General features: G+C 68.0%; 13 protein-coding genes. 11 read left to right on the top strand and 2 right to left on the bottom strand.

The genetic code is table 11. The features are described 5' to 3' along the window. Positions 1–572 precede the first annotated feature (572 nt). From SGFS_RS05575 to SGFS_RS05595, 5 genes are all read left to right on the top strand, one after another. Positions 573–1,562 carry a TauD/TfdA family dioxygenase gene (locus SGFS_RS05575; RefSeq protein ID WP_286248094.1) on the top strand — a complete coding sequence of 330 codons (990 nt, stop codon included), beginning with the start codon at positions 573–575 and terminating at the stop codon, positions 1,560–1,562. Between the two features lie 82 nt (positions 1,563–1,644). Further along, the gene (locus SGFS_RS05580) at positions 1,645–2,412 is read left to right on the top strand and encodes a sulfite exporter TauE/SafE family protein (RefSeq protein ID WP_286248095.1); all 768 of its coding nucleotides are present in this window, start codon (positions 1,645–1,647) and stop codon (positions 2,410–2,412) included. Between the two features lie 71 nt (positions 2,413–2,483). After that, positions 2,484–3,554 (top strand): alpha-hydroxy acid oxidase, encoded by a 1,071-nt coding sequence (locus tag SGFS_RS05585; protein ID WP_286248096.1) that lies wholly within the window; start codon positions 2,484–2,486, stop codon positions 3,552–3,554. 45 nt (positions 3,555–3,599) lie between these two features. Further along, the gene (locus tag SGFS_RS05590; RefSeq protein ID WP_286248097.1) at positions 3,600–4,724 is read left to right on the top strand and encodes an aminotransferase-like domain-containing protein; all 1,125 of its coding nucleotides are present in this window, start codon (positions 3,600–3,602) and stop codon (positions 4,722–4,724) included. Then, the gene (locus tag SGFS_RS05595; protein ID WP_286248098.1) at positions 4,684–5,976 is read left to right on the top strand and encodes a benzoate/H(+) symporter BenE family transporter; all 1,293 of its coding nucleotides are present in this window, start codon (positions 4,684–4,686) and stop codon (positions 5,974–5,976) included. The genes SGFS_RS05590 and SGFS_RS05595 overlap by 41 nt, the downstream gene beginning before the upstream one ends. Before the next feature lie 437 nt (positions 5,977–6,413). Here the strand turns inward: SGFS_RS05595 and SGFS_RS05600 are convergent, their stop codons facing one another. After that, on the bottom strand, positions 6,414–6,731 hold the full coding sequence (locus SGFS_RS05600; RefSeq protein ID WP_286248100.1) for a hypothetical protein: 318 nt from the start codon (positions 6,729–6,731) through the stop codon (positions 6,414–6,416). Positions 6,732–7,084: 353 nt separating this feature from the next. Between SGFS_RS05600 and SGFS_RS05605 the strand changes: the two genes are divergently transcribed. Then, the gene (locus tag SGFS_RS05605) at positions 7,085–7,564 is read left to right on the top strand and encodes a hypothetical protein (RefSeq protein WP_286248101.1); all 480 of its coding nucleotides are present in this window, start codon (positions 7,085–7,087) and stop codon (positions 7,562–7,564) included. A 40-nt stretch (positions 7,565–7,604) separates the two neighbouring features. On the opposite strand, the gene SGFS_RS05610 is transcribed toward SGFS_RS05605, so the two are convergent. Further along, positions 7,605–7,847 carry a hypothetical protein gene (locus tag SGFS_RS05610; protein ID WP_286248102.1) on the bottom strand — a complete coding sequence of 81 codons (243 nt, stop codon included), beginning with the start codon at positions 7,845–7,847 and terminating at the stop codon, positions 7,605–7,607. 605 nt (positions 7,848–8,452) lie between these two features. Between SGFS_RS05610 and SGFS_RS05615 the strand changes: the two genes are divergently transcribed. The 5 genes from SGFS_RS05615 to SGFS_RS05635 all read left to right on the top strand — a co-directional run bounded on the left by SGFS_RS05615 (position 8,453) and on the right by SGFS_RS05635 (position 13,571). Beyond that, entirely contained in the window at positions 8,453–9,214 is a 762-nt protein-coding gene (locus SGFS_RS05615) for a DeoR/GlpR family DNA-binding transcription regulator (protein ID WP_286248105.1), read from the top strand. Between the two features lie 92 nt (positions 9,215–9,306). Next, positions 9,307–10,662: an ABC transporter substrate-binding protein gene (locus tag SGFS_RS05620; protein WP_286248107.1), complete on the top strand. Its 1,356-nt coding sequence runs from the start codon at positions 9,307–9,309 to the stop codon at positions 10,660–10,662. Positions 10,663–10,744: 82 nt separating this feature from the next. Then, positions 10,745–11,704, top strand: coding sequence for a carbohydrate ABC transporter permease (locus tag SGFS_RS05625; RefSeq protein ID WP_286248109.1), 960 nt, complete (start codon positions 10,745–10,747; stop codon positions 11,702–11,704). After that, the gene (locus SGFS_RS05630; RefSeq protein WP_286248110.1) at positions 11,701–12,585 is read left to right on the top strand and encodes a carbohydrate ABC transporter permease; all 885 of its coding nucleotides are present in this window, start codon (positions 11,701–11,703) and stop codon (positions 12,583–12,585) included. The genes SGFS_RS05625 and SGFS_RS05630 overlap by 4 nt, the downstream gene beginning before the upstream one ends. Beyond that, positions 12,582–13,571, top strand: coding sequence for a zinc-dependent alcohol dehydrogenase family protein (locus SGFS_RS05635; RefSeq protein WP_286248111.1), 990 nt, complete (start codon positions 12,582–12,584; stop codon positions 13,569–13,571). The genes SGFS_RS05630 and SGFS_RS05635 overlap by 4 nt, the downstream gene beginning before the upstream one ends. Positions 13,572–13,726: the final 155 nt, after the last annotated feature.

The raw sequence follows: 13,726 nt of genomic DNA on the forward strand, positions 1-13,726 counted from the left end.
GACGGCTCGCTGGCCTCCTGGCAGGAAGGCGCCATAACGCTGGGCAACTCTCCCTTCGGCCGGTGCTGTGTCCGGTTGGAGCCTGTCGCCTGATCATGTGTCTCACGTCAGCGGCAGGTCGTCCTGGCTCGCGGTGCGGGTGCTCTGGAGCCTCGCGCGTGAGGTAGGACACATTCCCTGAGCCGTTCGGCATCCCGGATGGATCGTGGCGAAAAAGCGTGCACACGTGGACGCCCTCCCAAGGTCGCGACACCTCAGGAGCGACGACCGCCGAAGGTCGACAATCACGCTCCGTCGTTCCATCGCTCACCCTCCATGCCGATCATCAGAGCAGCTCAGGACGCGCGTCGGTCATGCGCAACCGAAGCGAACACACCTTACTAGGCAGTCGATCTGTGCCGACATATGACCATTGATCGCCTATCTCAACGATGATGCATTTTTGCGCATATTGCCCTCTCACTTAACAGGGATGGTCACCGTCCGAAACCTTTTGTTGACGGAGTGAATTTACGCGGGTTAGGTTGATCAACGTCTTCGATGAGTGCACATGCGAAGCAAGGAGGGGGATATTGACCACCACCGCTCAAGGTGTGACGAGCTATCACTTAACCGAGGCCGAGGCGACCAAGACACGCGAGTTGTCGGCACTCGCGGGTCGCCTGTCCAACTCGCTCCCCATCGTCATTTCGGGACTGCTGCTCGACCTACCCGAAGGGATGCGGAATTCTCTGCTCAACTTCGGGGCGGAGAACGGGGCGAGCGACTATTTCATGCTCCGCGGTCTGATGGTGGACGATCTTCCGGAGACCCCCGCGGTTCACGGAATGTCGGCTCTCGACGACCATTTCACGAACGGCACTCTCATGCTCGTCGCGGATCTCCTCGGTTCCCTCATGGGATACCAGGACGAGAAGTCGGGAGCGTTGTTCCACGATGTGCATCCGGTTCGCGGCGAGGAGCACCATATCGAGAACAGCGGATCGGTCGCCTTCGACTTCCACACCGAGAACGTGCACCATCCCCTGCGGCCGGACTTCCTGGGGCTGCTCTGTCTGCGCCAGGACCACGAGGCGATCGCCGCGACCCGCCTGTCGTCCGTCCGCGACGCCCTGCCGCTCCTCACCGAAGGCCAGGTGGCTGAGCTGCGGAAACCGCAGTTCCACAGCCTGTACCCGACGTCCTTCACCCGGAACACCGAGGGACCGCGGCCGTCGTCGGGTCCGCACCCGGTGATCTTCGGGCCCGTGGACCGGCCCTTCATCCGCTTCAACTCGCACAACACACGCGCTGCCGACGCCGGCGGTGAACACGTGCTGCGTGCGCTGACCGAGGCGCTGGAGAGCGTCTGCCGCGACCTGGTACTCGCGCCGGGCGACCTCGTCGTCCTGGACAACCACGTGGTGGTGCACGGTCGCAGCGCGTTCCAGCCCCGCTACGACGGGCGCGACCGCTGGCTGCGCCGCTTCTACTCCTTGCGTTCCACCCCGCTTTGGGCCCAGCGGATGATGCGGCACCCGCGTGTGCTGCCCGCGATGGCGGACATCCGCGGCGTCGCCTGACCCGCACCCACAGCACTGCCCACCGCGCCTGACGTCGTGCCACGCGGGCCGAGGGTGACCCATGTGACACGAATGAGGAAAAGTGGATCTGTACGAGGTACTCGGCCTGCTCGTCGCCGCGACGGCAGCCGGCTGGGTGGATGCCGTCGTGGGCGGGGGCGGGGTGCTTCTCATCCCTGTGCTGCTGTTGTCCTTCCCGCAGTACCCGCCCGCGACGGCGCTCGGCACCAACAAGATCGCAGCCGTCATGGGCACCGCGACCGCCGCGTACATGTACCAACGGCGCACCCGGCTGGACCGCTCGGTCCTCATACCGGCCGCGGCGCTCGCGGTCCCCTTCGGCGCACTGGGCGCGCTGTCGGCGGCGAGCGTGCCGACGAGTTACTTCCGGCCCGTCATCATGGCCCTGCTGGTCTCGGTGGCACTTTTCGTGGCCTTCAGACCGAGTTTCGGCGTGCAGCAGACGGACACGGTCGTAACCCGGCGCCGCCGTGTCACGGCCATAGTTCTGGCAGGCGTCGGAATCGGTTTCTACGACGGCGTTTTCGGCCCCGGAGTGGGCACCTTCCTCATCATTTCCTTCACCACCCTCCTTGCCACGCAATTCCTGGAGAGCGCCGCCATGGCGAAGGTCATCAACGCCTCGTCGAATCTGGGCGCCCTGGCAGTTTTCGCCTGGCAGGGGAACGTTCTGTGGGCCATTGGCCTCGGCATGGCCGTGGGGAATATAACGGGCGCGATGATCGGCTCGCGTACCGCGATGAAAAAGGGCTCTGGATTCGTACGGATCGTATTGGTTCTCGTGGTCACCGGAATGGTGATCAAGATGGGATTCGATCAGTTCGCGTAAGTGAACTCTCCATGTCGCTGGGGGAAATCTCCCTGAAACGGCGACTGGTGAGATCGTAGACAGGAGAGCTTATGGCAAGGGAACTGTCCGCGCTGTTGACCCTGCCCGACTTCGAGCGTGCGGCCGACTCCGTGCTCGACGCCGCTTCCTGGGCATACGTTGCCGGCGGCGCTGATACGCAGGTCACGGTGCGTGCCAACACCGAGGCGTTCGACCGGGTCTGGCTGCGGCCCCGGGCCCTCGGGAGTGCGAGCGAAAAGCCGGACACATCGGTGAGTGTGTTCGGGGAGCGGCTCGCCCTGCCTGTGCTGCTCGCTCCGACCAGCCCGCAGCGGCTTCTGCACGACGACGCGGAGATCGCCACCGCCCGGGCCGCCGAGGCTGCGGGAACGGTCTCCATCGTCAGCACCGACAGTCACCATGCCTTCCCCGAGGTGGCCGGGTCCGTCAAGGGCGGCTGTTGGTTCCAGCTCTATGCCTACCGCTCCCGGGAGGATGTCGCTGCGACGATCGCCCTGGCGGAGGAGGCCGGCGCAACCGCTCTGGTGGTCACCGTCGACGCCAGCCACGCGGCCCGCCGGATCACCACCCGGCGAGCGGGCTTCCGTACCCCCGCCCATGTCGACTTCGGCAATCTGCGCTCGCTGGGTATCCTCACTGGCGCGATCCCGGACGGTGCGCGCATCGAACGCCTCCCCCTGACGTGGGACGACCTCGAATGGATACGGAACCGGACCGGGATGCGCCTGGTGGTCAAGGGCATCCTGCGTCCTGAGGACGCCGAGCGGTGTCTCGATCTCGGGGCTGACGGAGTCATCGTCTCCAATCACGGCGGCCGCCAGCTCGACGGCGCGGTGCCGAGTCTGGTTGCGCTCGAACAGGTCGCTGCGGCGGTGTCCGGTCGCGGCCTGGTGCTGATGGACGGCGGCATACGGTCCGGGGTCCATGTGGTCAAAGCCCTTGCCCTCGGCGCGGATGCCGTGTGCATCGGCCGGCCCTATCTGTGGGGGCTCGGCCTCGCCGGGCAGGAGGGCGTCGAAGCGGTCCTGGACCTTCTCAAGGACGAGATCGAGGACACGCTCCTGCAACTCGGCGCGGACTCGGTCGCCGATATCGGCCCCGACTTCGCGACCCGGGCCTGATGCCGCCTCGGGCTCTGCCCACCCATTCGCTCTAGGAGACGACCTGTGACTGTCCGGACCGTCCACTTCTCTCGCGGCATACCCCCGCTCGAAGCCATTCCCTCCGCCGCCATCGCCGAGCACACCTCCGCGGTCCTCGCCGCGGAACCCGACCGGGTCTTCCAGTACGCGCCCATCGGCCGCCACACAGGTGACCAGGAACTGCGGGAGCAACTCGGCAAGTTCCACGCGGTCGACCCCGACCGGGTGTTCGTCACCAACGGTTCCCTGCAGGCCCTCGACCTGCTCGCGGCCCACCTGCTGCGCGACGCCGTCGAGCCGCAGGTCCTGGTCGAGGCGCCGACGTACGACCGCGCGGTGCAGATCTTCGAGCGGCATGGGGCCCGGGTGTCCGGGGTGCCCCTGCGGCACGACGGTGTCGACCTGAACGTCCTCCGAGAGCTCGTGCGGACCAAAGTCCCCGCCTTCGTCTATGTCATCCCGGACTTCCAGAACCCGAGCGGTGTCACCACGAGCGAGGACAAGCGCCGCGAGCTGGTGCGCCTGTCCGCCGAGTACGGCTTCACGATCCTGGAGGACATCCCGTACCGGGAACTCCGCTTCAGCGGTACCGCCCCCACACCTCTCGGTGAACTGGCTGAATCCATCGACGGCGCACGGGTGCTGACCATCGGCTCACTGAGCAAGGTGCTCAGTCCCGGCCTGCGCGTCGGCTACGTCATCGGCCCGCCCGGAACGCCCCACGCCCTCGCGGCCCTGGCCGAGAGCATCTATCTGTCCCCGGCCCCGTTGCTCCAGGCTGTCGCCGCGCGGGCCCTCGCGAACGGTCTCGTCCAGGAGAACGTCGAGCACGTACGGCAGTTGCTGCGCCCCCGGCACGACGCCGCGGTCGAGGCGGTACGGCAGACGCTCGGCGATGTCCACCTGTGCGTTCCGGACGGCGGCTACTACATCAGCGTGCACCTTCCGATCCGTACCGACGAGGAGTCCTTCCTGGCCGCGGCGCGGAACGACGGCCTTGCCCTGACACGCGGTTCGGCCTTCTATCCGTCGGAGTCCGCGCCGCCCTCCGGCACCGCGTTCCTGCGGCTGCCGTTCCAGGCACTCGATCCCGAGGAGTTCGCGGAAGGTGTCCGGCGACTCGCCGCTGCCGCTGAACGAGCGGAGTAAGGAACAGGAGGCGGTGCCCGCAGCGGCGGGCACCGCCGGCCGGACCGGTGAGGACGGAGGGGCAGGACGACGTGGCATCGCCCGCGACGCCTCGCTCTCGGCCGTCCTCGCCGGGCTCGTCGCGGTTGTGGTCTCGTGCTCCGGCCCCTTGGTGATCGTGCTCGCCGCGGCGGACGCCGGACGGCTCAGCAACGAGCAGACGGCCTCCTGGGTCTGGGCCGCGTGCATCGGCAGCGGGGTGACGTGCGCAGCCCTGAGCTGGTGGACCCGTATGCCGGTGATCACCGCCTTCTCGACACCGGGCGCGGCGGTCCTGGTGGGCAGCCTCGGCTCATACCCGTACTCCGAGGCGGTCGGGGCGTTCCTGGTCACCGGCTTGCTCATGGCGCTGGTCGGGGTGACAGGCGCCTTCGGGTGGGCCATGCGGCGCGTGCCGCCCGGGGTGGTGGCCGGCATGCTCGCGGGCGTGCTGTTCTCCTTCGGGGCCGGCGTGTTCTCCGCGCTGGACAGCACTCCCGTCCCGGTGCTCGCCTCGCTCGTCACGTACTTCGCGGCCAAGCGACGGTCACCGAGGTACGCAGTGGCTTGTGCCCTTCTCGCCGCTGTGCTCGCGACGGCTGCGGGGCCAGGCATCCATGTCGCGGCGGGTGACATCGCCCCGGCCGTCCCGTTGTTCACCACTCCCGACTTCTCGCTCCAGGCGATGGTGGGCATCGCGGTCCCTCTGACCGTGGTCACCATGGCTTCGCAGAACGCCCCCGGTCTCGCCGTGCTCACCGCGTTCGGTTACCGCCCGAGTGACCGTGTGCTGATCGGCGTCACCGGACTGGCCACGACAGCGCTCGCTCCGTTCGGCGGGCACGCGATCAACCTGGCGGCCATCACCGCCGCGATCTGCACCGGCGAGGAGGCACACCCCGATCGACGGCGCCGCTATGTCGCCGGAATTGCGTGCGGCTTCTTCTACGTGGTGACCGGGGTTTGCGGAGCCGCCCTCGTTGGGCTGTTCACCGCGCTGCCGACCGACTTGGTCGCCGTCATCGCCGGAGTGGCTCTCCTGGGCGCGTTCTCCACGAGTCTCGCCCAAGCCGTCGCCGACGAATCCGGCCGGGACGCAGCCGTGGTCACATTTCTGACCACGGCGTCGGGCGTCACACTCGGCGGCATCGGCTCGGCCTGCTGGGGCCTTGTCCTGGGACTCGCCACCCACGGAACGCTCACCTTCCGACAACGGGCCCACGCCCGACGATGACCAAGAATTCCAGCGGCATGGTGGCTATCCCCTTGGGCCAGGGGCTGGTTCGCGGGGCTGGTTGGCGCTACGGCAGCGGGGTCACCGAACGGGACGGAGTTTGGGTGCCGGCGCCTTCTGCCAGCCAGTACCCGGCAGTCGGCAGCTGGACCGGGGTGGACTGAAACGCCTCCGGGTCGGCCCGGAACAGGTGACGGGGGCGCGGCGCGAGTGGGTCGTCGCGCAGGCGCCGTCGGCATCCCACCTGGTGTGGGGTCTGTGGATGGGGCGGCACGAGGGGATGTCGGCGTCTGCGTGGGGGCCCCGCTGGGCCACGGCTTGTTCAGCCAGTGCCCAGCTCCGTGCGCCGGACCGCCTCCTGCCCTCACCGCTCCAGTGCACGCCACCTGACACGCGACGGCCGCGCCCCGCCATAGGACAGCGGCATCGACCTGGGGTCAGCTGATCGTGTCCGGTTCCGGCGTGGTGAGGTCGGCTGGGCTGATGCGGAGCATGGCCTTGTGGAGGGCGTCGTGCTCCGGCGAGGCGGGCAGGGGGCCGCGGGCCGGGGCCTCGAAGGACTGGATGAACAGGGCGGCGACACGTCGCCAGGCGTCGGGGGCAGCGGCGCCGGTGGCGTTGACGACACCGGCGTTGGCCATGTGGAGCAGCACGATGTCCGAGGAGTCGAAGTCCTCGCGCAACCGGCCCGCGGCCTTGGCCCGGTCGATGAGCCGCACCATGCCCTCGAGCGCCTTGTCGCGGTGCCCCTCCAACGTCTTGACGGTGGGGAAGCTTCGGACGGCTGAGCGTCAGGAGTCATATCAGCCACTCCATCAATCGGATTACCCTATCCATTTATGCAGCCACCCTGGCCGCTGACACGGGACGCGCACGGTTCACGTTGGGTTATCGGTGTCTGCGCTGTCCCAGAGACTGCCAGAAGGCCCAGCTCACAGCTGGCTTCTCGTCCCAGCGTCCCCGGAATCGCCTGTGTGCTTGCCCTGTTCGACGATGAAACCCGACGCTGACCCGCGCAGGGCTCCAGGGAACGGTGTGTGCCGCACTCGCCCTGCCGGCAGTCACGCGAACCGTGGCCGAGCCGACGCAACACGAGAATGGAACTGGCATGCGCAAGATGATGTCCCGAGCGAACAGGACGGCTGTCGCCATCGTCGCCGTCGCCTTCATGGCGTCCGGAGTGGTCGTCGCGGGGGCGACGACCGCCTCTGCGGACGGGTGCGTAGGTCCCCTGTGCGGGGCGGTGAAGAACAGGACGGGCCGCACGATGCACTACACGACGAGTCTCGGCGACGGCCCGCACTTCTGCGACGTGTGGAACTGGGACGGCGGTACCGGGAGCAAGTTCAAGCACGCCGAGTGCGAGCAGAAGTCGTTCGGCAACGGAACGGTGGGCGGTAACGGCACCGGCAAGGACGTCGACGCCTTCACGTTCGCCACCCACGGGTACCACGAGCGGTTCTCGCGGGTCGGTACGTGGCACTGGCGGCAGAAGGGTGTCTGGACGAAGATCCGGAGCGGGGAGATCGCCGACTGCGGCATCGGCGACAACAACGAGGTCTGGTGCACCGTTCTCGTGCAGGCCTGAGACGGCCCCGGTAGGCGGTCGGGACGTGCGTTCCGACCGCCTACCGGCGTAACCAAGTGCCGTTGGCCGTCTCACCGTCCGCCCACTCGCGGATGAGCCGCATCGTGCGCTCGGCCCGCTCCTCGTGCAGACAGTGGCCGGTGCCGGGCCAGTACTCGGCGCGGCGGGCCGCGATCGTCGTGCCCTCGGCTTCGGGCTCGCCGTGCGCGGGGGGGGCGAGGGCGAGCCTGCGCACTGCGCGCGCAGAAACCACATCCGGGGCCTGCGGCGCGTTCGACCGCACCGCAGGCCTCCACGCGTATCGCTTCGCGCTCAAGTTGCGCCAGCCCGCTCTCACGTACACAGTCACGACGCGGTGGAGGGAACCTGCCGCACCGCAGTGCGCGTCGCCGGTGGCACATCGAACGCGGCCTCGATCTTCACATGACTGACGACCGGTCGCGGGCAGGATCCGGCCGGTCGTGCGGCGGAGTCGCCACGGGTCGACACAAGGACGGCCCACCGTCGCCGCTGGCGCTGCCACCGCCACTGCCACTGCCACTGCCACTGCCACTGCCACTGCGGGAGTCTGAAGCTTCTGTTCAAGAAAGCCGTGACAGGTACCAGCAGGCACCATCGCCCCTCCGCCGGGAATACGGGCAGCGAACGGGCACGCGCAGCGGACAAACGGGCAGCGAGCTCGCACTCCCCGGGGCCCTCCACCGCCTCGTCCAGGGCCTCCAGACTTCGTTAAACGGGCACATTCGGTCATGAAGTGCTCCGCCAAGAGCCTGGTCAGCAGGTCTGTCGCCTTGTAGAAATTAGCCACCGGACGCCCAAACGGGCAGGGCCTTCGGAAATCAGCCGACGCGGGCACACCGCGCGGAGCCGTGGAACGGAGGTGTCGCCGTGGACACCGAGGAGCGAAGGCGCTGGATTCTGGAGACGGCACGCCGTACCGGATCCGTGGACGTCGGAAAGCTCGCCGCCGATCTCACGGTCTCCAAGGAGACCGTGCGGCGCGATCTGAACGTACTGGAGGAGCACGGGCTGGTCCGGCGTACCCATGGCGGTGCCCATCCCGTGGAGAGCGCGGGCTTCGAGACCACGCTCGCCTTCCGCACCACCATGCACGTCCCCGAGAAGTCCCGGATCGCGGCCGCCGCGGCCGAACTGCTCGGAGACGCCGAGACCGTCTTCATCGACGAGGGCTACACCCCACAGCTCATCGCCGCCGCCCTCCCCCGCGACCGGCCACTGACCGTGGTCACCTCCTCACTGGCCACGGCGGGTGATCTGGCCTCCGCCGAGAACATCACCGTGCTGCTGCTCGGCGGCCGGGTGCGTGGCGGGACGCTGGCCACGGTCGACCACTGGGCGACCCGCATGCTGTCCGGCTTCGTCATCGACCTGGCGTACGTCGGTGCCAACGGCATCTCCCGCGAGTACGGACTCACCACCCCCGACCCCGCGGTCAGCGAGGTCAAGGCCCAGGTCATGAGGGCCGCCCGGCGCCGGGTCTTCTCCGGCGTCCATACGAAGTTCGGTGCCGCGAGCTTCTGCCGCTTCGCGGAGGTCACGGAGTTCGAGGCGATCGTCACCGACGCCGGGCTCCCCGCCTCCGAGGCACACCGCTACTCGCTGCTGGGCCCCGAGGTCATCCGGGCCTGAGCCGCGGTTCAGCTCCATTCCCACCCTCCCCGCCACCCGCGCAAGCCCGGGGGCCTGGTTCCCCATGCCCTCGAACACCCCTGGAGTCAGTCATGCGTACACGGAGAATGATCCACATCCTCGCCACGGCCACGGCCACAAGCTCGCTGCTGGTCGCCTGCAGTGGCGCGGGCGGCTCCTCGAGCTCGGGCGGTGACGGGGAGAGCATCAATGTGCTGATGGTCGGCAATCCGCAGATGGAGGACATCGCGAAGCTGACGAAGAGCACGTTCACCAAGGACACCGGCATCAAGGTCAACTTCACGATCCTGCCCGAGAACGAGCTGCGCGACAAGGTCACCCAGGACATCGCCACTCAGGCCGGCCAGTACGACGTCGCCACGATCGGCGCCTACGAGGTGCCGATCTGGGAGAAGAACGGCTGGCTGCACGAACTCAGCTCCTACGCCGACAAGGACACCGGCTTCGACAAGGCCGACCTGCTCAAGCCGATGGTCACGTCCCTGTCCGGCTCCGACGGCAAGCTCTACGCCCTGCCGTTCTACGGCGAGTCCTCGATGCTCATGTACAACAAGGACGTCATGAAGGCGAAGGGCGTCACGGTGCCCGAGCACCCGACCTGGCAGCAGATCGCCGACATCGCGGCCAAGGTCGACGGCGCGGAACCCGGCATGAAGGGCATCTGTCTGCGCGGTCTGGCCGGCTGGGGCGAACTCGGGGCGTCACTGACGACCGTGGTCAACACCTTCGGCGGCACCTGGTTCACCAAGGACTGGAAGGCCCAGGTCAACGGCCCCGAGTTCAAGAAGGCGACGAACTTCTACGTCGACCTGGTGAGGAGGCACGGGCAGGCGGGAGCGGCGCAGGCCGGCTTCACGGAGTGCCTCAACGCCATGAGCCAGAAGAAGGTCGCGATGTGGTACGACGCGACCAGCGCGGCCGGGCCACTGGAGGACGCCGGCTCCAGCAAGATCGCCGGCCATGTCGGCTACGCCTACGCCCCGACCGTCGAGACCAAGAGCAGTGGCTGGCTGTGGAGTTGGGCGTGGGCCATGCCCAAGACCACGAAGAACGCCGACGCCGCCTCGAAGTTCATGCTGTGGGCCTCCAGCAAGAAGTACGAGAACCTCGTCGGCGAGAAGCTCGGCTGGTCACGCGTTCCGGCCGGCAAGCGGGCCAGCACCTACGAGAACCCCGAGTACCAGAAGGCCGCCGCGTCGTTCGGTGACATCACGCTGAAGTCCATCGAGGCGGCCGACCCGGCCAACCCGGGCGTCCAGCCCAGGCCGACCGTGGGCATCCAGTACGTGGCCATCCCCGAGTTCCAGGACCTGGGGACCAAGGTCACGCAGGAGATCTCCGCCGCCATCGCCGGAAAGACGAGCGTGGACAAGGCGCTGAACGACGGCCAGAAGCTCGCCGAGGACGTCGCCAAGAACTACCAGTGACCCGCCCGAACCGCCCGGCCGGCCCTCCCCCCGGCCGGGCACCGCTTCCCCCACCCCGGCCGTCATCGGCAGAGGAACCATCATGACCACGCTCACCGCCCCACCCAAGACAGCCCCACCGCCCAGCCGCAGGCGCGCCCCCGCCCAAGTCAGCAAGTGGAAGCGCCGCTTCCCGCTGCTGCCGGCGCTGGTCTTCACCATCGTCGTCACACAGCTGCCGTTCGTGGCCACGCTCGTCATCTCCACCTTCCGGTGGAACATCCTCAAGCCGGGAGAGCGGCAATTCGTCGGCCTGTCCAACTTCACGTTCGTCTTCACCGACGAGCGACTGCGGACAGCGGTGCTCAACACCATCGTGCTCACCGCCTCGGTGGTGCTCATCAGCGTGGTCCTCGGCCTCGGCCTGGCGATGCTGCTCGACCGCAGGTTCGTCGGCCGCGGGCTGGCTCGCACCCTGCTCATCGCGCCGTTCCTCGTCATGCCGGTAGCGGCCGCGCTGCTGTGGAAGCACGCCATCTACAACCCCGACTACGGCCTGCTCAACGGCACCCTCAACGCCGTCTACCGGCTCTTCGGCGCGGACAACGGTCCCACGATCGACTGGGTGTCCTCCTACCCCATGCCGGGGGTCGTGGTGTCGCTGGTGTGGCAGTGGACACCGTTCATGATGCTGATCCTCCTGGCCGGTCTGCAGGCGCAGCCCGGTGACGTCCTGGAGGCGGCCCGCGTCGACGGGGCCTCGGCCATTGCGACCTTCCGCCACATCACCCTGCCGCACCTGCGCCAGTACATCGAGCTGGGCGTCCTGCTCGGCACGATCTACGTCGTGCAGACCTTCGACGCGGTCTACACCATCACCCAGGGCGGACCGGGCTCCCAGACGACCAACCTGCCCTACGAGATCTACCTGACCATGTTCCGCAAATTCGAGTACGGCGAGGCCGCGGCCGCCGGAGTGGTCGTCGTCCTCGGCTCGATCGTGATCGCGACCTTCGCGCTGCGCACCATCGCGTCGCTGTTCCGTGAGGAGGTGTCCCGATGACTCACGCAGCTGTCACCGCGCCCGGCGCGAAGCTCAGGAAACTCGTCCGCCGACGCGACGACCAGGGCGGTGCGCCCCGGCTGTCACCCGCGTGGACCTTCGTCGCCTGGCTCGCCACGCTGGCGTTCTTCGCGCCTGTGGCGTGGATGGTGCTCACCTCCTTCCACCAGGAGGCGGACGCGGCGACCAACCCGCCGACCCCCTTCGCCGCCCTCACCCTCGACCAGTACGAACTGTTGTTCAGCCGGGACATCACTCCGTTCCTCCTCAACTCGGCGATGGCCAGCGTCATTTCGACGCTGCTGGTGCTCGCCCTGGCGGTGCCGACGGCCTACGCGCTGTCCATCAAGCCGGTCGAGAAGTGGACCGACGTGATGTTCTTCTTCCTGTCCACCAAGTTCCTACCCGCCATCGCGGCCCTGCTTCCGGTGTACCTGATCGTCAAGGACGCCGGGATGCTCGACAACGTGTGGACACTGATCGTCCTCTACACCGCCATGAACCTGCCGATCGCGGTGTGGATGATGCGCTCGTTCCTCGCCGAGGTCCCCAAGGAGATTCTCGAGGCGGCCGAGGTCGACGGCGCCAACCTGCCCACCGTGCTGTTGCGGATCGTCGCACCGGTCGCCATGCCGGGACTCGCCGCCACCTCGCTGATCTGCTTCATCTTCAGCTGGAACGAGTTCATGTTCGCCGTCAACCTGACGGCGACCAAGGCGTCGACCGCGCCTGTCTTCCTCGTCGGCTTCATCACCAGCGAGGGGCTGTTCCTCGCCCGGCTGTGTGCCGCCGCCACGTTGGTCTCCCTGCCGGTCCTCATCGCCGGTTTCGCCGCCCAGGACAAACTGGTCCGCGGCCTGTCCCTAGGAGCAGTCAAGTGAAAGCCGCTGTCATCGAAGCCCCCGGCAAGGTCATCGTCACCACGGTGCCCGACCCCACTCCCGGGCCGCGCGAGGTCGTGGTCGATGTGGCGGCCTGCGGGCTGTGCGGGACCGATCTGCACATCCTCCAGGGCGAGTTCGCCCCGACACTGCCCATCGTGCCGGGCCACGAGTTCGCCGGAGAGGTCGTGGGCCTCGGCAGCGAGGTCACCGAACTGAAGGTCGGCGACCGGGTCGCCGTGGATCCCTCGCTGTACTGCAACGAGTGCCGCTACTGCCGGGTGGGACGCAACAACCTCTGCGACCGGTGGCAGGCGATCGGCGTGACCGTCGCCGGCGGCGCCGCCGAGTACGCGGTGGCGCCCGTCGCCAACTGCGTACGGCTGCCCGACCACGTGGACGTCCAGGACGCGGCCCTGATCGAGCCGCTGTCCTGCGCCGTGCGCGGCTACGACGTCCTCAACAGCAGGCTCGGCTCCCACGTGCTGATCTACGGCAGCGGGACGATGGGCCTGATGATGCTGGAGCTGGCCAAGCGCACCGGCGCCTCCTCGGTCGACGTCGTCGACATCAACCCGGAGCGACTGGCGACGGCCGAGAAGCTGGGCTGCTCCCAAGCGGCCCTCTCCGCCGACGAGTTGGGGCGGCCGGCCGGCTGGGACGTGGTGGTCGACGCGACCGGCAACGCCGCCGCCATCCAGGACGGCCTGGAACGGGTCGCCAAGGCCGGGACGTTCCTGCAGTTCGGCGTCTCCGACTACGCGACGACAGCCACCATCTCCCCGTACCGCATCTACAACCAGGAGATCACCATCACCGGCTCCATGGCGGTGCTGCACAGCTACGAACGCGCGGCCGAGCTGTTCGCCACCGGGGTACTCGATCCCCAGGTCTTCATCAGCCACCGGATGCCGCTGACGGAGTACCCGCAGGCACTGGACCAGTTCGCCGCCGGCCAGGGGCGCAAGATCGTCGTACTGCCCTGACCACCCCCTCCCTGCCGGTGCCCTCGTCATCTTCCTCGACGTCACGCCCGGTCGTACCTGTCGGGCGGGGGCCGGACCCGAACGAAGCCCGGGTCCGGCCCCCGCCCGATTCCGCCCTTCGTTTCCGAACTCTTCGAGCCTTTCCGAGGGAGAGC

The organism is Streptomyces graminofaciens (assembly GCF_030294945.1).
Taxonomy (GTDB): domain Bacteria; phylum Actinomycetota; class Actinomycetes; order Streptomycetales; family Streptomycetaceae; genus Streptomyces; species Streptomyces graminofaciens.